Source organism: Pseudomonas sp. 203-8 (assembly GCF_020708595.1).
Lineage (GTDB): Bacteria > Pseudomonadota > Gammaproteobacteria > Pseudomonadales > Pseudomonadaceae > Pseudomonas > Pseudomonas aeruginosa.
Genome location: NZ_JAJFDF010000008.1, coordinates 110491 through 137170, shown reverse-complemented (window position 1 = coordinate 137170; position 26680 = coordinate 110491). Strand labels below are relative to the sequence as shown.

General features: G+C 67.7%; 29 protein-coding genes. 18 read left to right on the top strand and 11 right to left on the bottom strand.

Going from position 1 to position 26680, the window contains the following annotated elements:
* Positions 1-72: 72 nt before the first annotated feature.
* The 8 genes from LJF27_RS19580 to LJF27_RS19545 all read left to right on the top strand — a co-directional run bounded on the left by LJF27_RS19580 (position 73) and on the right by LJF27_RS19545 (position 7035).
* Positions 73-2040 (top strand): dynamin-like GTPase family protein, encoded by a 1968-nt coding sequence (locus LJF27_RS19580; protein ID WP_003121751.1) that lies wholly within the window; start codon positions 73-75, stop codon positions 2038-2040.
* A gap of 88 nt (positions 2041-2128) precedes the next feature.
* Entirely contained in the window at positions 2129-3268 is a 1140-nt protein-coding gene (gene metX, locus LJF27_RS19575; RefSeq protein ID WP_003084535.1) for a homoserine O-succinyltransferase MetX, read from the top strand.
* Between the two features lie 7 nt (positions 3269-3275).
* Complete coding sequence (gene metW / locus LJF27_RS19570) at positions 3276-3896, top strand: methionine biosynthesis protein MetW (protein WP_003084530.1); 621 nt, start codon at positions 3276-3278, stop codon at positions 3894-3896.
* Positions 3897-4027: 131 nt separating this feature from the next.
* Positions 4028-4447 (top strand): DUF4426 domain-containing protein, encoded by a 420-nt coding sequence (locus LJF27_RS19565; protein ID WP_003100965.1) that lies wholly within the window; start codon positions 4028-4030, stop codon positions 4445-4447.
* Positions 4444-5037 (top strand): RdgB/HAM1 family non-canonical purine NTP pyrophosphatase, encoded by a 594-nt coding sequence (rdgB, locus tag LJF27_RS19560; protein WP_003084527.1) that lies wholly within the window; start codon positions 4444-4446, stop codon positions 5035-5037. Before LJF27_RS19565 ends, rdgB begins: the two co-directional genes overlap by 4 nt.
* Positions 5038-5157: 120 nt before the next feature.
* Positions 5158-6312 (top strand): radical SAM family heme chaperone HemW, encoded by a 1155-nt coding sequence (gene hemW / locus LJF27_RS19555; RefSeq protein WP_003100967.1) that lies wholly within the window; start codon positions 5158-5160, stop codon positions 6310-6312.
* 80 nt (positions 6313-6392) lie between these two features.
* The gene (locus LJF27_RS19550; protein ID WP_003084525.1) at positions 6393-6716 is read left to right on the top strand and encodes a DUF3392 domain-containing protein; all 324 of its coding nucleotides are present in this window, start codon (positions 6393-6395) and stop codon (positions 6714-6716) included.
* Between the two features lie 61 nt (positions 6717-6777).
* The gene (locus tag LJF27_RS19545; protein WP_003084524.1) at positions 6778-7035 is read left to right on the top strand and encodes a hypothetical protein; all 258 of its coding nucleotides are present in this window, start codon (positions 6778-6780) and stop codon (positions 7033-7035) included.
* 12 nt (positions 7036-7047) lie between these two features.
* On the opposite strand, the gene LJF27_RS19540 is transcribed toward LJF27_RS19545, so the two are convergent.
* The 5 genes from LJF27_RS19540 to LJF27_RS19520 form a co-directional block, all read right to left on the bottom strand.
* Complete coding sequence (locus LJF27_RS19540) at positions 7048-8394, bottom strand: DUF1329 domain-containing protein (protein ID WP_023117224.1); 1347 nt, start codon at positions 8392-8394, stop codon at positions 7048-7050.
* Positions 8395-8556: 162 nt separating this feature from the next.
* Positions 8557-9228 (bottom strand): tRNA (guanosine(46)-N7)-methyltransferase TrmB, encoded by a 672-nt coding sequence (gene trmB / locus LJF27_RS19535; protein ID WP_217683854.1) that lies wholly within the window; start codon positions 9226-9228, stop codon positions 8557-8559.
* A gap of 153 nt (positions 9229-9381) precedes the next feature.
* Entirely contained in the window at positions 9382-10179 is a 798-nt protein-coding gene (locus LJF27_RS19530) for a thiazole synthase (RefSeq protein WP_003084517.1), read from the bottom strand.
* A gap of 58 nt (positions 10180-10237) precedes the next feature.
* Positions 10238-10438, bottom strand: a complete 201-nt coding sequence (thiS, locus tag LJF27_RS19525) for a sulfur carrier protein ThiS (protein WP_003084514.1) — start codon at positions 10436-10438, stop codon at positions 10238-10240.
* A 102-nt stretch (positions 10439-10540) separates the two neighbouring features.
* Positions 10541-10918 (bottom strand): DUF423 domain-containing protein, encoded by a 378-nt coding sequence (locus LJF27_RS19520; protein ID WP_003084513.1) that lies wholly within the window; start codon positions 10916-10918, stop codon positions 10541-10543.
* A gap of 36 nt (positions 10919-10954) precedes the next feature.
* On the opposite strand from LJF27_RS19520, the gene mtgA reads away from it, so the two are divergent.
* Positions 10955-11686, top strand: a complete 732-nt coding sequence (mtgA, locus tag LJF27_RS19515; RefSeq protein WP_003100972.1) for a monofunctional biosynthetic peptidoglycan transglycosylase — start codon at positions 10955-10957, stop codon at positions 11684-11686.
* Positions 11687-11690: 4 nt separating this feature from the next.
* Here mtgA and LJF27_RS19510 read toward each other — a convergent pair whose 3' ends face one another.
* From LJF27_RS19510 to ftsY, 5 genes are all read right to left on the bottom strand, one after another.
* Positions 11691-12296: a hypothetical protein gene (locus tag LJF27_RS19510; RefSeq protein WP_003084511.1), complete on the bottom strand. Its 606-nt coding sequence runs from the start codon at positions 12294-12296 to the stop codon at positions 11691-11693.
* 64 nt (positions 12297-12360) lie between these two features.
* Positions 12361-13215 (bottom strand): RNA polymerase sigma factor RpoH, encoded by an 855-nt coding sequence (gene rpoH, locus LJF27_RS19505; RefSeq protein ID WP_003084510.1) that lies wholly within the window; start codon positions 13213-13215, stop codon positions 12361-12363.
* 113 nt (positions 13216-13328) lie between these two features.
* Entirely contained in the window at positions 13329-14336 is a 1008-nt protein-coding gene (gene ftsX / locus LJF27_RS19500; protein ID WP_003084508.1) for a permease-like cell division protein FtsX, read from the bottom strand.
* On the bottom strand, positions 14336-15007 hold the full coding sequence (ftsE, locus tag LJF27_RS19495) for a cell division ATP-binding protein FtsE (RefSeq protein WP_003084505.1): 672 nt from the start codon (positions 15005-15007) through the stop codon (positions 14336-14338). Before ftsE ends, ftsX begins: the two co-directional genes overlap by 1 nt.
* Entirely contained in the window at positions 15004-16374 is a 1371-nt protein-coding gene (ftsY, locus tag LJF27_RS19490) for a signal recognition particle-docking protein FtsY (RefSeq protein WP_004346639.1), read from the bottom strand. The genes ftsE and ftsY overlap by 4 nt, the downstream gene beginning before the upstream one ends.
* Positions 16375-16494: 120 nt before the next feature.
* Between ftsY and LJF27_RS19485 the strand changes: the two genes are divergently transcribed.
* From LJF27_RS19485 to LJF27_RS19460, 6 genes are all read left to right on the top strand, one after another.
* Positions 16495-17892 (top strand): M16 family metallopeptidase, encoded by a 1398-nt coding sequence (locus tag LJF27_RS19485; RefSeq protein ID WP_003084498.1) that lies wholly within the window; start codon positions 16495-16497, stop codon positions 17890-17892.
* Complete coding sequence (locus LJF27_RS19480; RefSeq protein WP_003117890.1) at positions 17885-19372, top strand: M16 family metallopeptidase; 1488 nt, start codon at positions 17885-17887, stop codon at positions 19370-19372. Before LJF27_RS19485 ends, LJF27_RS19480 begins: the two co-directional genes overlap by 8 nt.
* Positions 19372-19968 (top strand): 16S rRNA (guanine(966)-N(2))-methyltransferase RsmD, encoded by a 597-nt coding sequence (gene rsmD / locus LJF27_RS19475; protein WP_003102864.1) that lies wholly within the window; start codon positions 19372-19374, stop codon positions 19966-19968. Before LJF27_RS19480 ends, rsmD begins: the two co-directional genes overlap by 1 nt.
* A gap of 2 nt (positions 19969-19970) precedes the next feature.
* Positions 19971-20537, top strand: coding sequence for a hypothetical protein (locus LJF27_RS19470; protein ID WP_003084491.1), 567 nt, complete (start codon positions 19971-19973; stop codon positions 20535-20537).
* 36 nt (positions 20538-20573) lie between these two features.
* On the top strand, positions 20574-21572 hold the full coding sequence (locus tag LJF27_RS19465) for a hydrolase (protein ID WP_003084490.1): 999 nt from the start codon (positions 20574-20576) through the stop codon (positions 21570-21572).
* A 62-nt stretch (positions 21573-21634) separates the two neighbouring features.
* Positions 21635-22045 (top strand): GNAT family N-acetyltransferase, encoded by a 411-nt coding sequence (locus tag LJF27_RS19460; protein ID WP_003102866.1) that lies wholly within the window; start codon positions 21635-21637, stop codon positions 22043-22045.
* Here LJF27_RS19460 and LJF27_RS19455 read toward each other — a convergent pair.
* Positions 22030-22677: a TetR/AcrR family transcriptional regulator gene (locus LJF27_RS19455; RefSeq protein WP_003084488.1), complete on the bottom strand. Its 648-nt coding sequence runs from the start codon at positions 22675-22677 to the stop codon at positions 22030-22032. The genes LJF27_RS19460 and LJF27_RS19455 overlap by 16 nt on opposite strands.
* Before the next feature lie 288 nt (positions 22678-22965).
* On the opposite strand from LJF27_RS19455, the gene LJF27_RS19450 reads away from it, so the two are divergent.
* Genes LJF27_RS19450 through LJF27_RS19440 form a run of 3 tightly spaced genes read left to right on the top strand, consistent with a single transcriptional unit; the run spans position 22966 to position 26650 of the window.
* On the top strand, positions 22966-24396 hold the full coding sequence (locus LJF27_RS19450) for a coniferyl aldehyde dehydrogenase (protein ID WP_003102868.1): 1431 nt from the start codon (positions 22966-22968) through the stop codon (positions 24394-24396).
* A 54-nt stretch (positions 24397-24450) separates the two neighbouring features.
* Positions 24451-24999 carry a hypothetical protein gene (locus tag LJF27_RS19445; RefSeq protein ID WP_003084486.1) on the top strand — a complete coding sequence of 183 codons (549 nt, stop codon included), beginning with the start codon at positions 24451-24453 and terminating at the stop codon, positions 24997-24999.
* Positions 25000-25054: 55 nt separating this feature from the next.
* On the top strand, positions 25055-26650 hold the full coding sequence (locus LJF27_RS19440; RefSeq protein WP_003102870.1) for a GMC family oxidoreductase: 1596 nt from the start codon (positions 25055-25057) through the stop codon (positions 26648-26650).
* Positions 26651-26680 lie beyond the last annotated feature (30 nt).

The following is a 26680-nucleotide window of genomic DNA, read 5'->3' as shown; positions in this document are numbered from 1 at the left end:
TGACGCTCCCCCGCTCCCCCGCATAATCCACGCCATCCTTCCCCCGCCGGTCCCGCGCCCTGGAGCCCCTGGATGAGCATGGAAAGACTCAGCCATCAAATCGACGCCTACGTCGCCTGGAAGCGCGAGCTGATGCGGGAAATCACCCGCTATCGCGGCTGGCTGGAGCGCAGCCGGCTGAACAGCCCGGCGGTCGAGGCCAAGCTCGAACGCGCCCTGCGCCAACTACGCGCGGACCACATCACCCTGGCCTTCGTCGGCGAGTTCTCGCGTGGCAAGACCGAGCTGATCAACAGCCTGTTCTTCGCCGGCTACGGCCAGCGCATGCTGCCGTCCCACGCCGGGCGCACCACCATGTGCCCCACCGAGCTGTTCCACGATCCGCGCGCCGAGCGCAGCTACATCCGCCTGCTGCCGATCGAGACGCGCCTGGCCGACGCCAGCGTCGCCCAGTTCAAGCGCGTGCCGCGCCACTGGGTGAACATTCCGCTGGACACCGGCGACCCGGAGGGCATGGCCCAGGCCTTCGCCCAGGTCGCCAAGACCAAGGCGCTGCCGGTGGAACAGGCGATCCAGCTCGGCTTCCACCCGGACGCCCTGGAAGCCGCCGACGAGCCCGACCAGGTGCGCGTCCCGGCCTGGCGCCACGCCCTGGTCAACTTCGACCACCCGCTGCTGCGCCAGGGCCTGCGGATCCTCGACACGCCTGGCCTGAATGCCCTCGGCAGCGAGCCGGAGCTGACCCTGTCGATGCTGCCCAACGCCCAGGCGATCCTGTTCCTGCTGTCCGCCGACGCCGGTGTCACCGCCTCGGACATGGAAATCTGGCAGAAGTACATCCAGCCACTGCGCGAGGACGGCCACAGCAGCCTGTTCGCCGTGCTGAACAAGATCGACGTGCTCTGGGACGACCTTTCCGGCGAGCGCTTCGTACAGAACGCCATCCGCCTGATCCAGGACGGCACGGCCCGCCAGCTCGGCCTGCAGCGCGGCGACGTGCTGCCGCTGTCGGCGAAGCAGGCGCTGCTGGCCAAGGTCCGCGGCGAACCGGCGCTGCTCGAACGCAGTCGCCTGGATCGGCTGGAAGCGCTGCTCTGCGAGCGCATCGTCGCGCAGAAGGAAGCGCTGCTGGAGAACGCCGTGCTCGGCCAGGTCCTTGGCCTGCTGCACAACAGCCAGCATCTGCTGCGCCTGCGCCTGGAGAAGGTCGAGGAACAGCGCGCGCTGCTCGACGACAAGCAGCGCGACAGCGGCCAACTGCTGTTCGAACTGACCGCGAAGACCAAGGACGACCACGGCCGCCACCACCGCCGCCTGCTCAACCTGAAGACCAACCAGCGCCTGTTGCAGCACCAGGGCGCGACGCTGCGCGAGACGATCCGCAGCGAACGCATGGAACAGCACCTGCAGAAGGTGCGGCGCAACCTCAACGGCAGCCTGACCACGGTCGGCATCAACCAGGCGATCCTGGCGTTCTTCCGCGCGGTGGAGCACGACCTCGACAACCTCGAGCACGAGGCCGGCATGGCCAACCGCATGGTCGCCGCCATCTACCGCCGGCACAACGAGGAGAACCCGCTCTACGCCCTCGACGCGCCGCAGCTGCGGGTCCAGCGCTACCAGCGCGAACTGTTGCAACTGAAGAAGAAGGGCGACCAGTTCCGCCTGCAGTTGAAGACCGTGCTTACCGAGCAACGCCTGCTGACCCGGCGCTTCTTCGCCACCCTGGTGCAGGAGGTGGTCGGCCTGCACCAGCGCTTGCGCGAGGAAACCGAGCGCTGGGCCAACGACGCGCTGATGCCGCTGATGCAGCACACCCTGGAAAACAAACAGTTGCTCGAAAGCCACATGCTCCGCCTCAAGGGCCTGGCCCAGGAGACCCAGCAGGTACGCCAGCGCAGCCAGGCCTTCGCCGGGTTCGCCGGGGAATTGCAGGAACAGTTGCGCGAAGCCGGCGACATCCTCCGTCAGTTGCGCCGCCCCTCGCCCCTGCAGCGCCAGGCCAAGGTGGTCAACCTGCCCGGCTCGCAGCGCGCCTGACCCCGCTCCCACGGCGCGCGCCAGCGCGCTTGCCGCTGGGGGCGACGCTCTTTAGACTGGCGCCCTCCTTTGTTCGAGAGCAGGGTCGATGCCCACAGTCTTCCCCGACGACTCCGTCGGTCTGGTCTCCCCCCAGACGCTGCACTTCAACGAACCGCTCGAGCTGACCAGCGGCAAGTCCCTGGCCGAGTACGACCTGGTGATCGAAACCTACGGCGAGCTGAATGCCACGCAGAGCAACGCGGTGCTGATCTGCCACGCCCTCTCCGGCCACCACCACGCCGCCGGCTACCACAGCGTCGACGAGCGCAAGCCGGGCTGGTGGGACAGTTGCATCGGTCCGGGCAAGCCGATCGACACCCGCAAGTTCTTCGTCGTCGCCCTCAACAACCTCGGCGGTTGCAACGGATCCAGCGGCCCCGCCAGCATCAATCCGGCGACCGGCAAGGTCTACGGCGCGGACTTCCCGATGGTCACGGTGGAAGACTGGGTGCATAGCCAGGCGCGCCTGGCAGACCGCCTCGGCATCCGCCAGTGGGCCGCGGTGGTCGGCGGCAGCCTCGGCGGCATGCAGGCGCTGCAATGGACCATCAGCTACCCCGAACGCGTCCGTCACTGCCTGTGCATCGCCAGCGCGCCGAAGCTGTCGGCGCAGAACATCGCCTTCAACGAAGTCGCCCGGCAGGCGATTCTTTCCGACCCTGAGTTCCTCGGCGGCTACTTCCAGGAACAGGGCGTGATTCCCAAGCGCGGCCTCAAGCTGGCGCGGATGGTCGGCCATATCACCTACCTGTCCGACGACGCCATGGGCGCCAAGTTCGGCCGCGTACTGAAGACCGAGAAGCTCAACTACGACCTGCACAGCGTCGAGTTCCAGGTCGAGAGTTACCTGCGCTACCAGGGCGAGGAGTTCTCCACCCGCTTCGACGCCAATACCTACCTGCTGATGACCAAGGCGCTGGACTATTTCGACCCCGCCGCCGCCCACGGCGACGACCTGGTGCGCACCCTGGAGGGCGTCGAGGCGGACTTCTGCCTGATGTCCTTCACCACCGACTGGCGTTTCTCGCCGGCCCGCTCGCGGGAAATCGTCGACGCCCTGATCGCGGCGAAAAAGAACGTCAGCTACCTGGAGATCGACGCCCCGCAAGGCCACGACGCCTTCCTCATGCCGATCCCCCGGTACCTGCAAGCCTTCAGCGGTTACATGAACCGCATCAGCGTGTGAGGACCCGATGCGCGCCGATCTCGAAATCATCCAGGAATGGATTCCCGCCGGCAGCCGCGTCCTCGACCTCGGCTGCGGCGACGGCGAACTCCTGGCCTGGCTGCGCGACCACAAGCAGGTCAGCGGCTACGGCCTGGAGATCGACCCCGACAACATCGCCCGTTGCATCGAAAACGGGGTGAACGTGATCGAGCAGGACCTCGACAAGGGCCTGGGCAACTTCGCCAGCGACAGCTTCGACGTGGTGGTGATGACCCAGGCGCTACAGGCCGTGCACTATCCGGACAAGATCCTCGAAGAGATGCTGCGGGTCGGCAAGACCTGCATCATCACCTTCCCCAACTTCGGCCACTGGCGCTGCCGCTGGTACCTGGCGCGCAACGGCCGGATGCCGGTCTCCGAGTTCCTGCCGTATACCTGGTACAACACGCCGAACATCCATTTCTGCACCTTTCAGGACTTCGAGCGCCTGTGCCGCCAGTTGCGCATGCGCGTGCTCGACCGTCTGGCCGTGGACCGTGACCACCGGCATGGCTGGGCCAGCCGGCTGTGGCCTAATCTATTGGGTGAGATTGGAATCTACCGGGTCACCGGACCCGGAGTGCAGACCCGCAACCTCGCCGTCTAGGAACGCGCCAGGCTGCGGGCCAGGGCCGGGCGCCCCTCCGCTCGTCCTCGGGAGAGCGCTGCCGAAGCCGGCCAAGGCCGCCGGCAGCAGACCATGGACAACGTCCATGCCACCTTTCAGGAGAAACCATCATGCGCCGCTTCACCGCTTTCGTCCTCGGCCTCTGCCTGAGCCTGCCGGTCCTCGCCGAGCAGGTGCAGCGCTTCGGCGACCTGGACGTCCACTACAACGTGTTCAACTCCAGCTTCCTCCAGCCCAACGTGGCCAGCGCGGTCGGCCTGGTACGCAGCAAGGCGCAGGGCGTGATCAACGTGGTGCCGATGGAGAAAGGCAAGCCGGTAGAGGCCGCCGTGACCGGCTCGGCCAAGGACCTGACCGGCAAGGTCATCCCCCTGGAGTTCCGCCGAGTCAGCGAGGAAGGCGCCATCTACAACCTGGCGCAATTCCCGATCAGCCAACGCGAGACCCTGGTCTTCACCATCAAGGTCGAGGCCAAGGGCGAACCTGCGCAGACCTTCAGTTTCAACAAGGAAATCTTCCCGGACGAATGATCAAGCTCGAACAGCTGGTGCTGGCCAGCCACAATGCCGGCAAACTCAAGGAACTCCAGGCCATGCTCGGCGCCAGCGTGAAGGTGCGCTCGATCGGCGAGTTCAGCCAGGTGGAACCGGAGGAAACCGGTCTTTCCTTCGTCGAGAACGCCATCCTCAAGGCACGCAACGCCGCACGCCTCTCCGGCCTGCCGGCGCTGGCCGACGACTCCGGGCTGGCGGTGGACTTCCTCGGCGGCGCGCCGGGCATCTACTCGGCGCGCTATGCCGACGGCCGGGGCGACGCGGCGAACAACGCCAAGCTGCTGGAGGCCATGAAGGATGTCCCGGACGCCGAGCGCGGCGCACAGTTCGTCAGCGTGCTGGCGCTGGTGCGCCACGCCGACGACCCGCTGCCGATCCTCTGCGAGGGCATCTGGGAAGGCCGCATCCTCCGCGAAGCCCGCGGCGCCCACGGCTTCGGCTACGACCCGCTGTTCTGGGTGCCGGAACGCGACTGCTCCAGCGCCGAGCTGGCGCCCGAGGAGAAGAACCGCCTCAGCCACCGAGCCCGCGCCATGGCCCTGCTCAAGCAGCGCCTGGGTCTCTGAGCCGCAACCGCCGGCGCCGCCCCCGGGCGGCGTCGACACGGCGTTTCGTCCGGCCGCCTTGGAGGTTGGCCGAACTCATGCCACGATAGCGCCCCGAAACCGCCTCCACCCCGCCCCGCCGTGACCCAAGCCACCCCGTTCCAGCTCCCGCCCCTGGCCCTGTACGTGCACATCCCGTGGTGCGTGCGCAAGTGCCCGTATTGCGACTTCAACTCCCACGCCGCTGGCCCGGAGCTGCCCGAAGAGGCCTATGTCGACGCCCTGCTCGCCGACCTGGAGCAAGACCTGCGCCATGTCCACGGCCGGCGCCTGGGTTCGATCTTCTTCGGCGGCGGCACGCCCAGCCTGTTCTCGGCCAAGGCCCTGGGCCGGCTACTGGAAGGCGTCGAGCGCAGGGTCGGCTTCGCCGACGGCATCGAGATCACCCTGGAAGCCAATCCCGGCACCTTCGAACAGGTCAAGTTCGCCGACTACCGGCGCCTCGGCATCAATCGCCTGTCCATCGGCGTGCAGAGCTTCCAGGCCGACAAGCTGCAGGCCCTGGGGCGCATCCACGACGGCGCCGAGGCAGTGCGCGCCGCCGACATGGCGCGCCAGGCCGGCTTCGACAACTTCAACCTCGACCTGATGCACGGCCTGCCCGGGCAGAGCCTCGACGACGCCCTGGCCGACCTGCGCCAGGCCCTCGCCCTGGCCCCCACGCACCTCTCCTGGTACCAACTGACCATGGAGCCGAACACGGTGTTCTGGAGCCAGCCGCCGGAGCTGCCCGAGGACGACATCCTCTGGGACATCCAGGAAGCCGGCCAGGCCCTGCTCGACGAGCACGGCTACCGCCAGTACGAGACCTCCGCCTACGCCCGCGACGGCCTGCACGCCCGGCACAACCTGAACTACTGGAGCTTCGGCGACTTCCTCGGCATCGGCGCCGGCGCCCACGCCAAGCTGAGCGCGCCGGACGGACGCATCGTGCGGACCTGGAAGACCCGCCTGCCGAAGGACTACCTCAACCCGCAAAAGGCCTTCCAGGCCGGCGAGCGCCCGCTGGAAGCGGCCGACCTGCCATTCGAGTTCATGATGAACGTGCTGCGCCTGGTCGACGGCGTCCCCGCCGCGCTCTACCCACAGCGCACCGGCCAGCCACTGGCGGCGATCGCCGATGCCTGCGCCGCCGCGCGCGACGCCGGGCTGCTCGCCGACGACCCGCAGCGCCTGCGCCCCAGCGAACGCGGCCAGCTGTTCCTCAACGACCTGCTGCAACATTTCCTGCCGTGACGACGGATGCACGCCCATCCGTGCCGGCAGGCAGGTAAACTCCGCCGACCGACACGCCGATTCGTTACAAGGAACCCTCGATGGATTACGCGCTGGACCTGATCGCCACCCTGTCGCGCTGGAGCCGCAGCCACCTGTCGGACATTTCCCTGGCCATCATGGCCACCCTGCTGGTGCTGTTCGGCCCGGCGATCAACGCCTGGGTACAGCAGCGCATCGGCAGCCTCAACTTCGTCTTCCGCACCCTGCTGTTCGTGTTGATCTGCGCGGTCGGCTACGGCCTGGCGATGGTCTTCGTCACCCCCTGGCTGGCCAAGGGCCTCGGCTACTTCAACAACTACACCCTGGCGCCCGTGCTCCTGCTAGTGTTCTTCGTGATCGGCATGATCGCCGATCGCAGCTGAGCCCCCGGTCTCCCGGCGGCCAGCGCCGTCCCCAAGAGCGTCATGGCCTCCGGGAGCCCGCATGAAACCGATCAAGCACCTCTACCTGCATTTCACCGACGGCCAGCGCCTGTCGCTGCGCTTCCCGCGCCAGCAGGACGACCCGGCCGAGGTTGCCCGCAGCATCCGTCAGCAACTGGACACGCCCTATCTCAGCGTCGAGGTCGACGGCGACCTGCTGCTGATTCCGCGGGACAGCATCAAGTACCTGCAGATCAGCCCGGCGCCGGCGCGCCTGGACGACGACGGCACGCTACGCGGCGCCGAGCTGATCGTCTGAGGGCCGTCCGCCTCAGTTCCCCTCCCGGCGCAGCGCCTGCGGGGTGAAGTCGCGCGGCCCGACCTGCACGCCGAAGTCGTACATCGGCTCGTTGTTGTCCAGCCCATCGACGAAGTAGCGGCCGCCCTTGAAGTCGTAGATCGCTTCCAGGGTGCTGGAGACCAGCGGCACATCGTAGTAGTTGATCGGATGGACCTCCTGGGCCCGGGTCAGCACGCCATCCTTGTCGTAGATGTCGGCGGCGAGGATCTGCCAGCTGTCTTCGTCGAGGTAGAAGCGGCGCTTGGCGTAGGGATGGCTGAAGCCCTTGCGCAGGGTCGCCTCGACCACCCAGACGCGATGCAGCTCGTAGCGCAGCAGGTCGGGATTGATGAAGCGGCTCTTGAGGATGTCGCCATAGGCGAGGCCCTTCTGGTGCACCGCGTAGCTGTTGTAAGGCACCAGCATCTCGCGCTTGCCGAGCAACGCCCACTCGTAGTGGTCCGGTGCGCCGTTGTAGACATCCACGGTGTCCGCCGTGGCCATGCCGTTGGTATCCGGCTGCAGGCTGTCGTAGGCCAGGGTCGGCAAGCGCCGCACGCGCCGCTCGCCACGGTTGAAGCGCCAGGCCTTGCGGATCGACAGCACCTGGTCGAGGGTTTCCTGCACCACCAGCGCCGAACCGGCCAGGCGCGCCGGCGCGACCACCTTGTACTTGTAGTAGAACAACGTGTTGTCGAGGTTCTCCGGGATCATCCCCTCGCGGCCATAGACGAAGTACAGGTAGCGGTCGAGCTTGAGCAGGTTGTAGCTGCCGTTGGTCAGCACCGCCGCCTGGTTGGTCTGCAGGTGCAGTTGCTCGCCGCGGTAGCGCATGATGTGGTTCCAGATCGCTTCCTGGCCGCTCTGCGGCAGGGGGAAGGGCACGCCGGCGGCAGCGCCCTGCACGCCGTTGCCGTCGGCGATCAGCTCGGCGCGGCTGGCGTTGGCGCGGGTAGCGTCGTACAGGCGCTGCGGCAGGGATGCGCTGCGGCGGGTGGGGAAGACCCGCAGGTGGTAGTCCGGGTTGGCCTGCAGCAAGGCCTGGGTGCCCGGCGTCAGCAGCGCCTGGTAGGCGGCCATGTTGCGGCTGTCGAGGACCAGGCGCGGACGATCGGCGGCGAACGGGTCGAGGTGATGCATGCCGGGCCGGTAGCCGGCCGGCGCCTGGGTGATGCCGCCGGTCCAGGGCGGGATGCTGCCATCGGCGTTGCCGGCCCGCTCCGCCCCCAGCGGGGTCAGGTCCTGGTCCAGGCGTGCGGCCTGGACTTCGTCTACCTTGGCCTGCGCCGCCCAGGCGCAACCGGCCCCGAGCAACAGGATGCCCAGTTTCTTCAACACAGCAGTCTCCTTTGCAGCCGGCCGAGCCGTGCCGCTCTTATTATTGGATCCGGCCGAAGCCGGGAAACGTGCAGCTTGAAGGTGAGGTCCGCCGGGTGTTCCCGGTCTGCTTGGAGTCCCGGCGCCGGTTCGGCGCCAGGGGTACGTCGCTGGTGCGGTGGATCAGTCGACGCGCTCGAACTTGAGGTCCCAGACGCCATGTCCCAGGCGCTCCCCGCGCCGCTCGAACTTGGTCACCGGACGCTCTTGCGGGCGCGGCACGAAGCGGCCGTCTTCGGCCTGGTTGCGGTAGCCCGGCACCGCGCTCATGACGTCCAGCATGTGCTCGGCATAGGGCTCCCAGTCGGTGGCCATGTGCAGCACGCCGCCGACCCTCAGCTTGCGCCGCACCAGTTCGGCGAATTCCGGCTGGACGATCCGCCGCTTGTGGTGGCGCTTCTTGTGCCAGGGATCGGGGAAGAACAGCAGCAGCCGATCGAGGCTGGCGTCGGCCACGCAGTGGCGCAGCACTTCCAGCGCGTCGCAGCTATACACCCGCACGTTGCCCAGGCCCTGGGTCAGCAGGCCGTTGAGCAGCGCGCCGACGCCCGGCTTGTGCACCTCGACGCCGATGAAGTCGATGTCAGGCGCAGCGGCGGCCATTTCCAGGGTGGAATGGCCCATGCCGAAACCGATCTCGAAAGTCCGCGGCGCCTGGCGACCGAAGATCGCGTCGAAGTCCTGGACCTCATCGCTCAGTTCCAGGCCGAACTTCGGCCAGCCCAGGTCGAGGCCACGCTGCTGGCCTTCGGTCATGCGCCCGGCGCGCATCACGAAGCTCTTCACGGTGCGCATCGGCCGTGCTTCGTCGTGTTCCGCCAGGGAGTCCTGGGCCGGGGATTGCGGGGTATCGCTCATGTAAAAGAAAACCTTGCTAGAGACAGAAGGGCGGGCTGCCTGCCGGACGCTTCCCGCATCCGGCGGACAGCCCGCCCCAGGTAGTCGGTATCAGTCGATCAGGCCGTCCAGCGGCGACGAGGCGCTGGCATACAGCTTGCGCGGCATGCGTCCGGCCAGGTAGGCGAGACGACCGGCGACGATCGCGTGCTTCATGGCCTCGGCCATCATCACCGGGTCCTTGGCATGGGCGATGGCGGTGTTCATCAGCACCGCCTCGCAACCCAGCTCCATGGCGATCGCTGCATCGGAAGCGGTGCCCACGCCGGCGTCTACCAGCACCGGGACCTTGGCTTCCTCGAGGATGATGCGCAGGTTGTAGGGGTTGCAGATGCCCAGGCCGGAGCCGATCAGGCCGGCCAGCGGCATCACCGCGATGCAGCCGATCTCGGCCAGTTGGCGGGCGATGATCGGGTCGTCGCTGGTGTACACCATCACGTCGAAGCCGTCCTTCACCAGTTGCTCGGCGGCCTTGAGGGTCTCGACGACGTTGGGGAACAGGGTCTTCTGGTCGGCGAGGACTTCCAGCTTGACCAGGTTGTGCCCGTCCAGCAGCTCGCGGGCCAGGCGGCAGGTGCGCACGGCCTCGACCGCGTCATAGCAGCCGGCGGTGTTCGGCAGGATGGTGTAGCGATCCGGCGGGATCACATCCAGCAGGTTCGGCTCGTCGGGATTCTGCCCGATGTTGGTGCGCCGCACCGCCACCGTGACGATCTCCGCTCCGGAGGCCTCGATGGCCCGGCGGGTCTCGTCGAGGTCCTTGTACTTGCCGGTCCCCACCAGCAGGCGCGAGCCATAGGTACGGCCGGCGATGACGAAGGGGGTATCGGTACTGGATGCTTGGCTCATCGGATGACTCCTGGATGGAAAGGCTTGCGGGGCCGATGGAAGGGTTCGGGGGCCAGGCCTAGCCGCCGCCGATGGCGTGGACGATCTCCACGCGGTCGCCATCCTTGAGCGCGGTGCTGGCGTGCTGGCTGCGCGGCACGATATCCAGGTTCAGCTCGACGGCCACGCGGCGGCCGCCAAGCTCCAAGCGGGCCAGCAGGTCCGCGACGCTCTGCGCGTCGGGCAGCTCGAAGGGCTCGCCGTTCAGTTGAATCTGCATGGCTGGACGGTCACGAAAGTGAAAGGGAGCGGCATTCTAGCCCGATCCACCCCGATGACCAAGGCGCCTTGTCGACAAGTGCGCCGCCTGAGGCAACTGGTCTCAGGCGTTGCCCAGGCGCCAGGCGGCCAGCCCCAGGCACAGCCAGCCGGCGAGGAAGGAGACGCCGCCGAACGGGGTGACGATGCCGAGCTTGCCGATGCCACTGAGGGTCAGCAGGTAGAGGCTGCCGGAGAACAGCAGGATGCCCAGCGTGAACAGGCCACCCGCCGCGCTCACCAGGCGGCCGTCCAGGCGGGTGGCGAGCAGCGCCACGCCGAACAGCGCCAGGGCGTGGATCAACTGGTAGTGCACGCCGGTCTGGAATACCGCCAGGTACTCGGCGCTGAGCTGCTTCTTCAGGCCGTGGGCGGCGAACGCCCCGAGGGCCACGCCGGTGAAACCGAAAAATGCCGCCAACAACAGGAAGGGACGAAGCATGGACAAGACTCCGGTGATAGCATCCAGCCCGCTATAATGGCCGCCCCCTTCTTCCAAGCCAAGCCGCGCATGTTGCGATCCCTGTTCCGCCGCCTGTTCAAGTACCTGCTCTGGTTCATGGCCGCCAGCGTCGTGCTGGTCGCGGTCCTGCGCTGGGTGCCGCCACCGGGGACCATGGTCATGGTCGAACGCAAGGTCGGCTCCTGGGTCGACGGCCAGCCCATCGACCTGCAGCGCGACTGGCGCTCCTGGGAGCAGTTGCCGGACAGCCTGAAGGTCGCGGTGATCGCCGGCGAGGACCAGCACTTCGCCGAGCACCACGGCTTCGACCTGCCGGCCATCCAGCAGGCCCTCGCGCACAACGAGCGCGGCGGCAGTATCCGCGGCGCCAGTACGCTCAGCCAGCAGGTGGCGAAGAACGTCTTCCTCTGGTCCGGGCGCAGTTGGCTGCGCAAGGGCCTGGAGGCCTGGTTCACCCTGCTGATCGAGACGCTCTGGACCAAGCAACGGATTCTCGAGGTCTACCTGAACAGCGCCGAATGGGGCCCGGGCGTCTTCGGCGCGCAGGCTGCGGCACGCTATCACTTCGGCCTCGACGCCGAGCGCCTGAGCCGCACCCAGGCCAGCCAGCTCGCCGCGGTGCTGCCCAGCCCGCTGAAATGGAGCGCGGCCAGGCCGGGCCCCTACGTACGCCAGCGCGCGGCCTGGATTCGCCAGCAGATGTGGCAGTTGGGCGGCGACGACTACCTGCTGCGCCTGGAGCGCTGAAAGCTCAACGCGGCGGTTTTTCCAGGGCCTGGCGCGGCACCGCGAGCATCAGTCGCAAGTCGTCGTCCGGCAGGTGCGCGGTCAGGCCCAGTTGCGGATAGACCCAGGCCTCGCCCTGGGCCAGTTGCAGGCGCAGGCGCGGCTGGCCGAGACTGGCCAGCAGCCGCTCGGCACCGACCCTGCCTTCGGGAATCATGCTCAGCGCCACGATCGGCTTGTCGCCCAACTGTCCTTCCAATCCGGCGCTCAATGGCTGCGGCGCGCTGCCAGGCTGCAACGCAGATGCCCGCTGCAGGCTCAGTTGCTCCTCGGCGCTCAGGCCCAGCTCGCCTTCCACCTGCCAGGGGCCGCCGTCGCCCAGCAGGCGGCCACGGAAGGCCAGGCGCACGCCATCTAGGCGCGGGTCCACCCACAACTCGCCATCCACCGCGTCGTGCAGCTGGCGCAGGGTCAAGGCGTTGTCCGCCAACGGCGCCAGCACCTGCTCCTGCCAGTCGGCCAGCCACGGCAACGGTCGCGCCGGTTCCGGCGTACGGACCAGCCAGGCGCCGACGACGAAGGTCAGGACCGCCAGCGACAAGTAGAACAGCCAGCGGGTATTGCGCGGCATGGGATTCCTCCGGGCAGAAAAAAACCGCACCCTTGCGGGGTGCGGTTTTCGCGAGGCGCGGCGATCAGGCGAGAATCCGCCCTTTCAGCTTGCTCATGGCGTTCTTTTCCAGCTGCCGGATACGCTCGGCGGAAACGTTGTACTTTTCCGCCAGGTCGTGCAGCGTGGCCTTCTCCTCGGACAGCCAGCGCTGCTGGAGAATGTCGCGGCTGCGCTCGTCGAGGCCTTCCAGCGCCTCGTGCAGGTTGGCGCTGGAGCTGTCGCTCCAGTCGGCGTCTTCCAACTGGCGCGCCGGGTCGTAGCGGTGGTCTTCGAGGTAATGCGCCGGCGACTGGTAGGCGCTCTCGTCGTCCGCGTCGGCGGCCGGGTCGAACGCCATGTCCTGGCCGGTCAGGCGGCTTTCCATCTCGCGCACTTCGCGGGGCTCGACCCCCAGGCTCTCGGCGACGCGATGGACTTCCTCGTTGTTCAACCAGGCCAGGCGCTTCTTCTGGCTGCGCAGGTTGAAGAACAGCTTGCGCTGCGCCTTGGTGGTGGCGACCTTGACGATCCGCCAGTTGCGCAGGATGAACTCGTGGATCTCCGCCTTGATCCAGTGCACGGCGAAGGACACCAGGCGAACGCCCATTTCCGGGTTGAAACGCTTCACGGCCTTCATCAGGCCGACGTTGCCTTCCTGGATCAGGTCGGCCTGGGCCAGGCCGTACCCCGAATAACTCTTGGCGATATGAACAACGAAGCGCAGGTGCGCCAACACCATCTGCCGCGCCGCTTCCAGGTCTTGCTGATAGAAGAGGCGTTCGGCCAGTTCACGCTCCTGTTCCGGCGACAACAGCGGAATGCTGTTCACCGAGTGCACGTAGGCTTCCAGGTTTGCGCCTGGAACCAAGGCATGTACAGGTTGCAAAGAAGTGGTCATGCGAATCCTCCGATTCACGAAACTCGCGCAGTGTAGCACTCGGATATCTGACTGCAAGCGGGTGTATAAGTTCCTTTACAGCGACCCGCTGGCCGGTCGTGATCCGCCTGTCCTCAGCGCGGCGCCAGCTCGCGCAGGTGGCGGGCCACGGCCAGCCAGGCGCCGACCCAGCCAAGCAGCACCGCGCCCACGGTCAGCGACAGGCCGTCGTCCAGCGGCACGCCCTGCAAGCCGAAGTCGCTGCCGTACAGCCCTGAAAGGTTGACCACCGAACCGTTCAGCCAGTTCAGCGAATAGGCCAGCAGCGCCCAGGACAGGATGCCCGCGCCCAGGCCGTACAACGCGCCCATGTACAGGAATGGCCGGCGCACGTAACCGTCCGTCCCGCCGACCAGCTTGATCACCTCGATTTCGTTACGGCGATTTTCGATGTGCAGGCGGATGGTGTTGCCCACCACCAGCAAGAGGGTCAGCACCAGCAGGATGGTCAGGCCGAAGACGAAGCGTTCGCCGAGCTTGAGGATCGCGCTCAGGCGCTCGACCCATACCAGGTCGAGCTGCGCCTGCTGCACATGAGGCAGCTCCGCGAGCTGCTGGCGCAGTGCCTCCAGGCCAGCCCGGTCGATCTGCTTGGGCGTGACCGAGATCACCGGCGGCAGCGGGTTCTCCGGCAGCTCCTTGAGCGCTTCGCCCAGGCCGGACTGTTCCTGCAATTCGCTGAGCGCCTGCTCGCGGCTGATCAATTGGGCCTCGATCACGTCCGGCAGGCGCTCGATCTGCTCGCGCAGGTCCTGGCCCTGATTTTCGCTGGTCTTCAGGTCGAGGAACAGGGATATCTGCGCCGCCCGCTGCCAGGAGCCGCCGAGCCGTTCGACATTGTTCAGCAGCAGCGAGAGGCCCATCGGCAGGCTCAGGGTGATACCCATCACCAGGCAGGTGAAGAAGCTGCCGAACGGGTGGCCGAACAACCGGCGCAGGCTGTCCACCAGGCTGGCGCGATGGCTTTCCAGGTAGGCGCTGAACGAGCCGCTCCAGTCGGTCTGCTCCTGGCTCGGTTTCTCGCGGGTCTTGCGTTCCGGTGCGCCCTCTTCGGGGCCACGGGGAAGATCGTTGGCGCTCATCAGGCCTCATCCTCACGGTCAGCGATGATCCGGCCACGCTGCAGGGTCAGCATGCGATGGCGCATACGGGCGATCAGGGCCAGGTCGTGGCTGGCGATCAGTACGGTGGTGCCCAGGCGATTGATATCCTCGAACACGCCCATGATTTCCGAGGCGAGTCGCGGGTCGAGGTTGCCGGTGGGTTCGTCCGCCAGCAGCAGGGCCGGCTGGTGGACGATGGCGCGGGCAATGCCGACCCGCTGCTGCTGGCCGGTGGAAAGGTCGGAAGGCAACGCCTCGCCCTTTTCCTTCAGGTTCACCCGCTCCAGGGCCGAGGCCACGCGCTTGGCGATCTCCGGCTTGGGCATGCCGAGGATCTGCAGCGGCAGGGCGATGTTGTCCGCCACCGTACGATCGGTGAGCAGTTGGTGGTTCTGGAACACCACGCCGATCTGCCGGCGCAGGAAAGGGATCTGCGCGGTGGTGATGCGCCCCAGGTCCTGGCCGCCGAGCAACAGCTTGCCGCTGGTCGGTCGCTCCATCGCCAGGATGAGGCGCAGCAGGGTGCTCTTGCCGGCGCCGGAGTGGCCGGTGACGAAGAGGATCTCGCCACGGTGCACGCGGAAGGACACCTCGTGCAGGCCTACGTGGCCGTTGGGATAGCGTTTGCCGACCTGCTCGAAGCGGATCATGCGTTCTCCCGCTCTGCGAAGAGTGCCTGGACGAAGGCGTCGGCCTCGAAGGTACGGAGATCGTCGATCCCCTCGCCGACACCGATATAGCGGATCGGCAGGCCGAACTGCTTGGCCAGGGCGAAGATCACCCCGCCCTTGGCGGTGCCGTCCAGTTTGGTCAGGGCCAGGCCGGTCAGCTCCACCGCGAGGTTGAACTGCTTGGCCTGGTTGATGGCGTTCTGCCCGGTGCCGGCGTCGAGCACCAGCAGGACCTCATGGGGCGCCGTCTCGTCCAGCTTGCCGATCACCCGGCGCACCTTCTTCAGCTCCTCCATCAGGTTGTCCTTGGTATGCAGGCGTCCGGCGGTATCGGCGATCAGCACGTCGATGCCGCGGGCCTTGGCGGCCTGCACCGCGTCGAAGATCACCGAGGCGGAGTCGGCGCCGGTGTGCTGGGCGATCACCGGGATGCGGTTGCGCTCGCCCCAGACCTGCAACTGCTCCACGGCGGCGGCGCGGAAGGTGTCGCCGGCGGCCAGCATGACCTTCTTGCCCTCGAGTTGCAGCTTCTTCGCCAGCTTGCCGATGGTGGTGGTCTTGCCCACGCCGTTCACCCCGACCACCAGGATCACATAGGGCTCGCGCGCGACGTCGACCTGCAACGGCTGCTCCACCGGGCGCAGCAGGCTGGCCAGCTCTTCCTGCAGCGCCTTGTACAGCGCGCCGCTGTCGGCCAGCTCCTTGCGCGCCACGCGCTTGGTCAGGTTCTGCACGATCAGGGTGGTGGCCTCGACGCCGACGTCGGCGGTCAGCAGGCGCGTCTCGATGTCGTCGAGCAGGTCGTCGTCGATTTCCTTGCGGCCGAGGAACAGGCTGGCCATGCCTTCGCCGATGCTGGCGCTGGTCTTGGACAGTCCCTGCCGGAGGCGGGCGAAGAAGCCCGGCCTGGTCGCCGGCTCGCTGACTGCCGGAGCGGCGGCCAGCGGCGCAACGGGCTCGGGCTCGGGCTCGGGCTCGGGCTCGGGCTCGGGCTCGGGCTCGGGCTCGGCAGCCAGGATAGGCTCGGGTTGCGCGACGGGCGCCTCGGGCCGGGGCGAATGCTCCTCGGCCGACGCTGGCTCGTCACTGGCGAGCGGTGCTTCGGCAACCGGCGCCGGCTCGGCCGGCTCGGCAGCAGAGGGCTGCTGCCGACCTGGCTGTTCTGTCAGGGATTGCGCCACGTCATCGGCAGGCGCGCGCTGCTCGGCGGCCGCTGTCTCGGAGACCGGCTCGACAGGCTGATCGGCAGGCTGCTCGCCGGCTTGCGGCTTTTTCCGCCACCAGCCGAACAGACCTTTCTTTTCCCCGCCCTGCGGGGCCTTCTTGTCGTCGTTGGAACCAAACATGAATGCTTGTATCTCAAGGGAGCGGCACGGGACGTGGCCGCCCGGAAAACGGATGGGTATCCTAGCATCTCCTCGCCCGACGGGGCTAAGGGTCCTGCCCCGCAGTGACCTGAGACCCCGGTGGCGGCACGAAAGGTCCAGATCACCATGAAAACCCCAGCTCGCCGCCGCGTCGGCCTGCTCCTAGCCAGCCTTTGTCTCCCGCTTTTCGCCCAGGCGGCGGAAACCCAGCCCACCCACGAGTTCAGCCTCGACAACGGCCTGAAGGTCATAGTGCGTGAAGACCACCGCGCCCCGGTGGTGGTTTCCCAGCTCTGGTACAGGATCGGCTCCAGCTACGAGACACCCGGGCTCACCGGCCTGTCCCACGCCCTCGAACACATGATGTTCAAGGGCAGCCGCAAGCTCGGCCCGGGCGAAGCCTCGCGGGTGCTGCGCGACCTGGGTGCGGAAGAGAACGCCTTCACCACCGACGACTACACCGCCTATTACCAGGTCCTGGCCCGCGACCGCCTGCCGGTGGCGCTGGAGATGGAAGCCGACCGCATGGCCCACCTGAGCCTGCCGGCCGACCAGTTCAAGAGCGAGATCGAGGTGATCAAGGAGGAGCGCCGCCTGCGCACCGACGACAATCCCAACGCCCTCGCCTTCGAGCGCTTCAAGGCCGCCGCCTACCCGGCCAGCGGCTACCACACCCCGACCATCGGCTGGATGGCCGACCTGCAGCGCATGACCATCGACGACCTGCGCCACTGGTACGAATCCTGGTACGCGCCGAACAACGCCACCCTGGTAGTGGTCGGCGACGTCACCGCCGACGAGGTCAAGACCCTCGCCAAGCGCTACTTCGGCGAGATCCCCTGGCGCCAGCTGCCGCCGGCGCGCAAGCCGCTGGAACTGGCCGAGCCCGGCGAGCGCCGGCTCAAGCTGTACGTACGCACCCAGCTGCCGAACCTGATCATGGGCTTCAACGTGCCCAGCCTGGGCAGCAGCGAGAACCCTCGCGAAGTCAACGCCCTGCGCCTGATCGGCGCGCTGCTCGATGGCGGCTACAGCGCCCGCCTGGCCTCGCGCCTGGAGCGCGGCGAGGAGCTGGTCGCCGGCGCCTCCACCTACTATGACGCGTTCAACCGCGGCGACAGCCTGTTCGTCCTCTCGGCCACGCCGAACGTGCAGAAGGGCAAGACCCTCGAGCAGGTCGAGGCCGGTCTGTGGAAGCAGCTCGATGACCTCAAGCAGAACCCGCCCAGCGCCGCGGAGATCGAGCGCGTGCGCGCGCAGATGATCGCCGGGATGGTCTACGAGAAGGACTCCATCGCCGCCCAGGCCAGCAGCATCGGCCAGCTGGAAAGCGTCGGCCTGTCCTGGAAGCTGATCGACCAGGACCTGGAGGCCCTCAAGGCAGTGACTCCGGACGATATCCAGAAAGCCGCCCGCACCTATTTCACCCCGTCGCGCCTGACCCTGGCGCAAGTGCTGCCTGTGAAGGCCGAGGAAAAGGAGGCCCGTCATGAGTGAGCGCACAGGGCTGCGTTATGGCCTGCTCGGCCTGATCGTCATCGCGTTGCTGGCCGCGCTGGCCTATTTCGTCGCGCGTCCCACCCAGACCCCGGCGGCGGCCCATGCCGCGGCGGTCGAGGAAAACCAGTTGCAGTCGCTGAAGGACGTCGCCAAGCAGGCGCCGGTCCATCGCAAGCTGGACATCCAGGAATGGAAGACCGCCGAAGGCGCCAAGGTGCTGTTCGTCGAGGCCCATGAACTGCCGATGTTCGACCTGCGCCTGACCTTCGCCGCCGGCAGCAGCCAGGACGCCGGCACCCCCGGCCTGTCGATGCTGACCAACGCCATGCTCAACGAAGGCGTGCCGGGCAAGGACACCACTGCCATCGCCGCCGGCTTCGAGGACCTCGGCGCCTCGTTCAGCAACGGTTCCTACCGCGACATGGCGGTGGCCGGCCTGCGCAGCCTGTCCGACGCCGACAAGCGGACCCAGGCGCTGAAGCTGTTCGAACAGGTGATCGGCCAGCCGACCTTCCCCGAGGACGCCCTGGCACGCATCAAGAACCAGGTCCTGGCCGGTTTCGAGTACCAGAAGCAGAACCCCGGCAAGCTGGCCGGGCTGGAGCTGTTCAAGCGCCTCTATGGCGAGCATCCCTACGCGCACTCCAGCGACGGCGACGAAAAGTCCATTCCACCGATCAGCCGCGAACAATTGCAGGCGTTCCACAAGAAAGCCTACGCCGCCGGCAACGTGGTCATCGCGCTGGTCGGCGACCTCTCGCGGCAGGAGGCCGAAGCGATCGCCGCAGAAGTCTCCAAGGCGCTGCCCCAGGGCCCGGCGCTGGCCAAGACCGTCCAGCCGGAAACGCCCAAGCCCGGCCTGACGCGCATCGACTTCCCCTCCGAGCAGACCCACCTGATGCTCGCCCAGCTTGGCATCGACCGCCAGGATCCCGACTACGCGGCGCTCTACCTGGGCAACCAGATCCTCGGCGGCGGCGGCTTCGGCACCCGCCTGATGGACCAGGTGCGAGAAAAGCGCGGCCTGACCTACGGCATCTATTCCGGCTTCACCGCCATGCAGGCACGCGGTCCGTTCATGATCAACTTCCAGACCCGCGCCGAACTCAGCGAGGGGGCGCTGAAGCTGGTCCAGGACATCGTCCGCGACTACCTGGCCAACGGCCCGACCCAGAAGGAACTGGACGACGCCAAGCGCGAACTGGCCGGCAGCTTCCCGCTGTCCACCGCGAGCAACGCCGACATCGTCGGCCAGCTCGGCGCCATCGGTTTCTACGGCCTGCCGCTGGACTACCTGGAAAGCTTCCTCAAGCAGGTCGAGGGACTCAGCGTCGAACAGGTCAGGAGCGCCATGGCCAAGCACCTGGACGCCGACGCCTTCGTCATCGTCAGCGCCGGCCCGAGCGTGCCGCAGAAACCCCTGCCGCCACCCACCGCCAAGCCGGCCCAGCAACCCAGCGGCGTTCCGGAGCATTGATGAGTAAACCTACTGCGAAAGCCCCCGGCCGCCACGGCGGCCAGGGACAGCTGCGGATCATCGGTGGCGAATGGCGCAGCCGGCGTTTCGTCTTTCCCGACGGGCCCGGCCTGCGACCGACCCCGGACCGGGTCCGCGAGACCCTGTTCAACTGGCTGGCACCCTATGTCGAAGGCGCACGGGTGCTCGATCCCTTCGCCGGCAGCGGCGCGCTGTTCCTCGAGGCGTTGTCGCGCGGCGCCCGCGAAGGGCTGGCCCTGGATACCAACGGCGAAGCGGTGGCGGCCCTGCGCAACCACCTCGACGCGCTCAAGTGCGGCACCGCCCAACTGGTCCTCGGCGATGCCGTGCGCTACCTGGGAAACCAGGCTCCGAGCGCCTTCGACCTGGTGTTCCTCGACCCGCCGTTCCATCAGAACCTGCTGCAGGACGCCTGCCGCCTGCTCGAAACCCGCGGCTGGCTGAACCCCGACGCCTGGATCTATACCGAGAGCGAGAGCGTCCCCTCGTCCCTCGGCCTGCCCGGAAACTGGCGGCTGCACCGGGAAAAGAAAGCCGGCAACGTACATTACGCGCTCTGGCAGCGGGGAGCCTGAGGATGAGCCCGGCTTCCGCGAGCATTCGCCAACGCCTGCTGGCGCTTGGCGAGCCTTGCGCGGCGCAACCCGCCGCCGACTGGCAGGGCGATATCGCCCTGCCCGCCGAGCTGGAGCGTTTCTACCGCGAGGTCGGCCCACTCGACTGCACCCTGGAGAGTGCCGGCAACCCATTTTTCCTGCCGTCCCTGGCCCGCCTCTGGCAGCGCCAGGCCGGCTATCGCTGGCACGGCATCAGCGGCGAGCGCCTGTCGGGCTGGCAGGACGACTGGCTGGTGGTGGCCGACCAGGGCGCCGACCCGTTCATCCTCGAGACCGGCAGCGGGCGCATACTCTTCGACCTGCATGGCGGCAGGGGCTGGGACCCGGCGCCGTGCTTCGACGACCTGTGGCAGATGGCGGCCAGCCTGGCCTGCTTCGGCGAGGTCTGGAGCGGCGCCGGCGAGGACATCCTGCTGGACGACTGCAGCGTCGCGCCCCGCTATCGGCAGCAGCTCGTCGACGAACTGCAACCGATCCTCGGTTCGCGCCAGCGGGCGGAGGACCTCGCCGACGAGTTCGGCTGGTAAGCTGGTGGCCACACCACCACCGCCCATGACCTGCGCATGACCGCGTCCCCGACCTTCCAGCCCGCCTGGTGGCTGCCCAATCCGCACCTGCAGACCCTGTGGAGCCCGTTCTTCCGCCGCGGGCCGACCCTGGAACGGCAGCGCGAACGCCTGTGGCTGGCCGATGGCGACTTCATCGACCTCGACTGGGCCGGCCCGCACGATGCCGAGACCCCGCTGGTGCTGGCGCTGCACGGCCTCACCGGGTCATCCTCGTCGCACTACATCCTCGGTCTGCAGCGCGCCCTGCTGGAGCGCGGCTGGGCCAGCGTGGCGCTGAACTGGCGCGGTTGCTCGGGGGAGCCGAACCGCCTGCCGCGCGGCTACCATTCCGGGGTCAGCGACGACCTCGCCGAGGTGGTCGCGCACCTGCGCGCCAGGCGCCCGCAAGCGCCGCTGTACGCGGTCGGCTATTCGCTGGGCGGCAACGTGCTGCTCAAGTACCTGGGCGAAACCGCTGGGGACTGCCCGCTGCTCGGCGGCGTCGCGGTGTCGGTGCCGTTCCGCCTGGACGAGTGCGCCGACCGCATCGGCCTGGGCTTTTCCCGGGTCTACCAGGCGCACTTCATGAAGGCCATGCTGGCCTACGTGCAGGACAAGCAGCGGCTGTTCGGCGAGCAGGGCCAGGCGGAAGGCCTGGCCGCCCTGCAACGCCTCGGTCCGCTGGAGGGCATGCGCACCTTCTGGGACTTCGACGGCCGGGTCACCGCGCCGCTGCACGGCTTCGCCGACGCCAGGGATTACTATCGGCGCGCGTCCAGCCGCTACTACCTGCCGGACATCCGCACGCCGAGCCTGATCATCCATTCCAGCGACGACCCCTTCGTGTTCGCCCGCAGCCTGCCCGATCGCAGCGAACTGGCACCCTGCACCGAGCTGGAGCTGCACGCCCGCGGCGGTCACGTCGGCTTCGTCGACGGCTCTCCGCGCCAGCCCACCTACTACCTGGAACGACGCATCCCCGACTGGCTGGAGGCCCGCCTGCGGCAGCACTGAGCTGGCCGGCGTCCGGCGACGGGCGGCAGAATAGGAACAGGCTGAAGGAAAAAGGGGGGCGAATGGAACTGACGCTGCGGCACAACCCGATGCTCGACGACGCCGACTGCGAGGCGATCCTGGCGATCCACGCGGCGGTCGGCTGGGACCGGCGCATGCCGCCTGCCGAGCTACGCACGCTGTACCAGCATTCCGGGTATTCCCTGCTGGCCGAACGCGACGGCCGCCTGGTCGGCCTGCTGCGCGCCGAGGAAGAAACACCGATTCGCGTCTGGCTGGCGGAAATCGCCGTGCTGCCCGGCGCACAGAGCAGCGGCGTCGGCGCAGCCCTGCTGCGGCGCTTCGCCGAGGATCACCGCGGCGCCTACCTGTTCACCGACGCCACCCTCGGTACCGAAGCCTTCTTCCGCCGCCACGGCATCCACATCCAGCAGGTGCTGGAGAAAACCCTGCGCGATCAGAGCGGCACGTAGAGCCGCTCGGAAATCCCGTCCACCGCATCCTGGGCCTGCGCCTCGATGTGCCCGCTCTCCAGCGCCAGCACCTGGTAGATGCCGCGACGCAGTTGCGCCTCGCTGAGGTCGCCGTCGAGATCGAGGGTGGTGCAGAGGAAGCGCACCCAGGAGGTGAGGATGATCCAGGCGTTGAGGGTCAGGGCCTCCAGCTGGGTCTCGTTCATCCGCAGGATGCCGGCCTCGGTGAAGCCCCGGTAGATCGCCTTGGCGTTGACCAGGCAACGCTGGGCGAAGGCGCGGTAGCGCGCCGCCAGCTCCGGGTCGCTTTCCAGCAGGTGCTCGAGGTCGCGGTGGAGGAAGCGGTAGCGCCACATCGCGGCCAGTAGCGCTTCCAGGTAGAAGGTCTTGTCGTCCACCGTCAGACCCCGCCCTTCGGGCAGGCGCAGGAAGCTCTCGACGTGGCTTTCGTACTCGGCGAACAGCTCGGCGATGATCGCCTGCTTGTTCGGGTAGTGGTAGTAGAGGTTCCCAGGCGATATACCCAGGTGGGTGGCGATATGGTTGGTGGTGACGCTGCGCTCGCCCTGGGCGTTGAACAGTTCCAGGCTGGCCTGGGCGATGCGATCGCGGGTCTTGATGCGTGGTGCCATGGGGACGACGGGCTCGTTCGGGTAACAGTGCGGGGCGCGCCCCGCCGTGACAGCGTAGAAGGTACACAAAGCCGGCCGCCCGGGTCAGCCCCCGGGGTGGCGGCCCGAGACCGGCCCGCCTTTCGTTGGGTACGCAAGCGCCGGGCTGGCAGGCATGCTGTTTGACACTTTAGAGTATTTACTCTAGAAATCCAGCGACGCAGCGAAATTCATCGGACCGAACCAGGTCCGCCATAACGACAGACGCGCGGCCACGCAGCCGCCCACGCTTCGCCGAGGAGCCAGCCCATGGTCGCCGATATCGCCTACCTGCAGCAGAGCCAGCAGGAAATCAACCAGCTCGAAGCCCTCTTCGCCCGCCAGCGCGCCGCCTACCTGGCGCAGCCGATGCCCGACGCCACGCAGCGCGTGCAGTGGCTGAAGGCCCTGCGCGACCTGCTGTTCAAGGAACAGCAGGCACTGATCGAGGCCATCGACCGGGACTTCAGCGCGCGCTCCGCCGACGAGACCCTGCTCGCCGAGATCATGCCCAGCCTGCACGGCATCCACTACGCCGCCAAGCGCGTGAAGAAGTGGATGAAGCCCGCGCGCCGCGCGGTCGGCCTGCAATTCCAGCCGGCCTCGGCCCAGGTGGTGTACCAGCCGCTGGGCGTGGTCGGGGTGATCGTGCCTTGGAACTATCCGCTGTTCCTCTCCATCGGCCCGCTGACCGGGGCCCTCGCCGCCGGCAACCGGGTGATGATCAAGATGAGCGAGTCGACCCCGGCCACCGGGCGCCTGCTCAAGGACCTGCTGGCGCGGATCTTCCCCGAGGACCAGGTCGCCGTGGTGCTAGGCGAGGTAGACGTCGGCGTGGCCTTTTCCAAGCTGCCGTTCGACCACCTGCTGTTCACCGGCGCCACCAGCGTCGGCAAGCACGTGATGCGCGCCGCCGCCGAGAACCTGACCCCGGTCACCCTGGAGCTGGGCGGCAAGTCGCCGGCGATCGTCTCCGACAGCGTGCCGATGAAGGACGCCGCCGAGCGGATCGCCTTCGGCAAGAGCCTCAACGCCGGGCAGACCTGCGTCGCGCCCGACTACGTGCTGGTACCGAGCCGGCGCGTCGAGGAATTCGTCAGTCAGTACAAGGAGGTGGTCCAGGGCTTCTTCCCGCGTCTTTCGGACAACCCCGACTACACCGCGATCATCAACGAGCGCCAGCTCGGCCGCCTCCGGGGCTATCTCGACGACGCCCGCGAGAAGGGCGCGACCCTCGTCCCGCTGTTCGCCGAAGGCCAGCAACGGCGCCTGCCGCAGACGCTGCTGCTGAACGTCAGCGACGACATGAAAGTGATGCAGGAGGAAATCTTCGGCCCGCTGCTGCCGGTGATCCCCTACGAGCGCCTGGAAGACGCCCTGGCCTACGTCAACCAGCGCCCGCGACCGCTGGCCCTGTACTACTTCGGCTACGACAAGGCGCAGCAGCAGCGCGTGCTGCACGAGACCCACTCAGGCGGTGTGTGTCTGAACGACACCCTGCTGCATGTCGCCCAGGACGACATCCCGTTCGGTGGCGTCGGTCCCTCCGGCATGGGCCACTACCATGGCCACGAAGGCTTCCTCACCTTCAGCAAGGCCAAGGGCGTGTTCAGCAAGCCGCGCTTCAACGCCGCGCGAATGATCTACCCCCCCTACGGCAAGTCGATCCAGAAGCTCGTCTACAAGCTGTTCGTGCGCTGAACCGGGGCGCGTGCGGCGCCCCCTCATTCCTACGCTGCAGGTGACATAACAACAATGAGCGACACCACCCTTGAAAGCGCCGGCCTGTCCCGACGCAGCCTGATGAAAGTCGGCCTGATCGGCGGCGCCTTCCTCGCCACCGCGGGCGTCACCGCCAGCCTCACCGGCTGTTCGGCGGAGAAACCGGCGAGCGGCCTGGAAAAGGTCCGCGAATCCGACCTGCCGTTCCTCCGTGCGCTGCTGCCGGTGATGCTGCTCGGCGCGGTTTCCGCCGAGCAGATGCCGAAAGCCGTGGAGGGCGCGATCCAGAGCCTCGACCACAACCTGGCGCGGCTCTCCCCGGAGATGTTCAAGCTCACCCAGCAACTCTTCGACGTGCTCGCCCTGCCGCTCACCCGTGGCCCGCTCACCGGTATCTGGGGCAGTTGGGAGAACGCCAGCGGCGACGACGTGCGGGCATTCCTTTCGCGCTGGGAAAACAGCTTCATCGGCCTGTTGCGGATGGGCCACAGTTCGCTGATGCAACTGGCGATGATGGCCTGGTACGCCCGCCCCGAGGCGTGGGCCCATTGTGGCTACCCCGGACCGCCGAAGATCGCTTGAGCCGCCCCCGGAACAATACGAAGAGCCCGAAGCCGCCTAGCCTGAGAGTGCATTCATGCCTGTACCCGATCTGTTCGCCGAGGGCCTCGCCCGCGGCTGGAAAACCTACAACGGCTCGCGCCTGGACGACGACCTGGAGCTGGAGGCCGACGTGGTCGTGGTCGGCACCGGCGCCGGCGGCGGCACCACCGCGGAAATCCTCAGCGCCGCCGGCCTGAAGGTGCTGCTGGTGGAAGAAGGCCCGCTGAAGACCAGCAGCGATTTCAAGATGCAGGAGGCCGACGCCTACCCCGAGCTGTACCAGGAAGGCATCGGCCGGATGAGCAAGGACGGCGCCATCACCATCCTCCAGGGCCGCGCCGTGGGCGGCACCACCCTGATCAACTGGACCAGCAGCTTCCGCACCCCGGAACCGACCCTGCAGCACTGGGCCCAGGTCTACGGGGTCAAGGGCCACAGCGCGGAGGACATGGCGCCCTGGTTCGAGAAAATGGAGCAGCGCCTGCACGTGGCGCCCTGGGCGCTGCCGCCGAATGCCAACAACGACGTGATCCGCCTGGGCTGCGAGAAGCTCGGCTATCACTGGAAGGTCATCCCGCGCAACGTCCTCGGTTGCTGGAACCTCGGCTACTGCGGCATGGGCTGCCCGGTCAACGCCAAGCAGTCGATGCTGGTCACCACCATCCCGGCGACCCTCGACAAGGGTGGCGAGCTGCTCTACCTGGCGCGCGCCAACCGGCTGCTGCTGGACGGCGACAAGGTGACGGGCCTCGAATGCCTGGGCATGGATGAGCGCTGCGTGGCGCCCAACGGCCGCCGGATCAGGGTCCGGGCCAGGCACTACGTGCTCTCCGGCGGCGGCATCAACACCCCGGCGATTCTTCTCCGCTCGAAGGCGCCTGATCCGAGCCAGCGGGTCGGCAAGCGCACCTTCCTGCACACGGTGAATTTCAGCGCGGGGCTGTTCGACCGGGTGATCAACCCCTTCTACGGCGCACCGCAGTCGATCTACTCCGACCATTTCCAATGGGACGACGGTGTCACCGGACGCATGTCCTACAAACTGGAGGTGCCGCCGCTGCAACCGTCGCTGGCCTCGGTGCTGCTCGGCGGCTTCGGCAGCGACAACGCCCTGCGCATGGAACAGCTACCGCATACCAACATGATGCTCGCCCTGCTCCGCGACGGCTTCCACCCGGACAGCGCGGAGGGCTCGGTCGGCCTGCGCGGCGACGACACCCCAGTGCTCGACTACCGGATGACCGACTACACCTGGGACGGTATCCGCCGTGCCTTCCATACCATGGCGGAGATCCAGTTCGCCGCCGGCGCCCGGGAAGTGCGGCCGGTGCACAGCGACGCGCGTAGCGCGAAGAACCTGCAGGAGGCGCGCGGGATCATCGACGGCCTGCGCCTGGAGATCTACCGCACGCGCCTGGGCAGCGCCCACGTCATGGGCGGCTGCGCCATGGGCGAAGACCCGGCCGTGGCGGTGGCCGACAGCCTCGGCCGCCATCACCACCTGCGGAACCTGTCGATCCACGACGGCTCGCTGTTCCCCACCAGCATCGGCGCCAACCCGCAGCTCTCGGTCTACGGTCTTACCGCGCAACTGGCCAGCGCGCTGGCCGAACGCCTGGCCAGGGCCTGAACCGCCGCCGGGCCGGCCGCGCGCCGCGGC

Coding starts and splice junctions, on each gene's coding strand:
- LJF27_RS19530 (WP_003084517.1), bottom strand. CDS start 10,179: ATGAGCCAAGCATCCAGTACCGATACCCCCTTCGTCATCGCCGGCCGT.
- LJF27_RS19520 (WP_003084513.1), bottom strand. CDS start 10,918: ATGCTTCGTCCCTTCCTGTTGTTGGCGGCATTTTTCGGTTTCACCGGC.
- metX (WP_003084535.1), top strand. CDS start 2,129: ATGCCCACAGTCTTCCCCGACGACTCCGTCGGTCTGGTCTCCCCCCAG.
- LJF27_RS19465 (WP_003084490.1), top strand. CDS start 20,574: ATGACCGCGTCCCCGACCTTCCAGCCCGCCTGGTGGCTGCCCAATCCG.
- LJF27_RS19455 (WP_003084488.1), bottom strand. CDS start 22,677: ATGGCACCACGCATCAAGACCCGCGATCGCATCGCCCAGGCCAGCCTG.
- rpoH (WP_003084510.1), bottom strand. CDS start 13,215: ATGACCACTTCTTTGCAACCTGTACATGCCTTGGTTCCAGGCGCAAAC.
- LJF27_RS19480 (WP_003117890.1), top strand. CDS start 17,885: ATGAGTGAGCGCACAGGGCTGCGTTATGGCCTGCTCGGCCTGATCGTC.
- rsmD (WP_003102864.1), top strand. CDS start 19,372: ATGAGTAAACCTACTGCGAAAGCCCCCGGCCGCCACGGCGGCCAGGGA.
- LJF27_RS19445 (WP_003084486.1), top strand. CDS start 24,451: ATGAGCGACACCACCCTTGAAAGCGCCGGCCTGTCCCGACGCAGCCTG.
- ftsE (WP_003084505.1), bottom strand. CDS start 15,007: ATGATCCGCTTCGAGCAGGTCGGCAAACGCTATCCCAACGGCCACGTA.
- thiS (WP_003084514.1), bottom strand. CDS start 10,438: ATGCAGATTCAACTGAACGGCGAGCCCTTCGAGCTGCCCGACGCGCAG.
- ftsY (WP_004346639.1), bottom strand. CDS start 16,374: ATGTTTGGTTCCAACGACGACAAGAAGGCCCCGCAGGGCGGGGAAAAG.
- LJF27_RS19580 (WP_003121751.1), top strand. CDS start 73: ATGAGCATGGAAAGACTCAGCCATCAAATCGACGCCTACGTCGCCTGG.
- LJF27_RS19460 (WP_003102866.1), top strand. CDS start 21,635: ATGGAACTGACGCTGCGGCACAACCCGATGCTCGACGACGCCGACTGC.
- LJF27_RS19550 (WP_003084525.1), top strand. CDS start 6,393: ATGGATTACGCGCTGGACCTGATCGCCACCCTGTCGCGCTGGAGCCGC.
- rdgB (WP_003084527.1), top strand. CDS start 4,444: ATGATCAAGCTCGAACAGCTGGTGCTGGCCAGCCACAATGCCGGCAAA.
- trmB (WP_217683854.1), bottom strand. CDS start 9,228: ATGCGCACCGTGAAGAGCTTCGTGATGCGCGCCGGGCGCATGACCGAA.
- LJF27_RS19470 (WP_003084491.1), top strand. CDS start 19,971: ATGAGCCCGGCTTCCGCGAGCATTCGCCAACGCCTGCTGGCGCTTGGC.
- LJF27_RS19510 (WP_003084511.1), bottom strand. CDS start 12,296: ATGCCGCGCAATACCCGCTGGCTGTTCTACTTGTCGCTGGCGGTCCTG.
- LJF27_RS19440 (WP_003102870.1), top strand. CDS start 25,055: ATGCCTGTACCCGATCTGTTCGCCGAGGGCCTCGCCCGCGGCTGGAAA.
- LJF27_RS19545 (WP_003084524.1), top strand. CDS start 6,778: ATGAAACCGATCAAGCACCTCTACCTGCATTTCACCGACGGCCAGCGC.
- mtgA (WP_003100972.1), top strand. CDS start 10,955: ATGGCCGCCCCCTTCTTCCAAGCCAAGCCGCGCATGTTGCGATCCCTG.
- LJF27_RS19565 (WP_003100965.1), top strand. CDS start 4,028: ATGCGCCGCTTCACCGCTTTCGTCCTCGGCCTCTGCCTGAGCCTGCCG.
- metW (WP_003084530.1), top strand. CDS start 3,276: ATGCGCGCCGATCTCGAAATCATCCAGGAATGGATTCCCGCCGGCAGC.
- ftsX (WP_003084508.1), bottom strand. CDS start 14,336: ATGAGCGCCAACGATCTTCCCCGTGGCCCCGAAGAGGGCGCACCGGAA.
- LJF27_RS19450 (WP_003102868.1), top strand. CDS start 22,966: ATGGTCGCCGATATCGCCTACCTGCAGCAGAGCCAGCAGGAAATCAAC.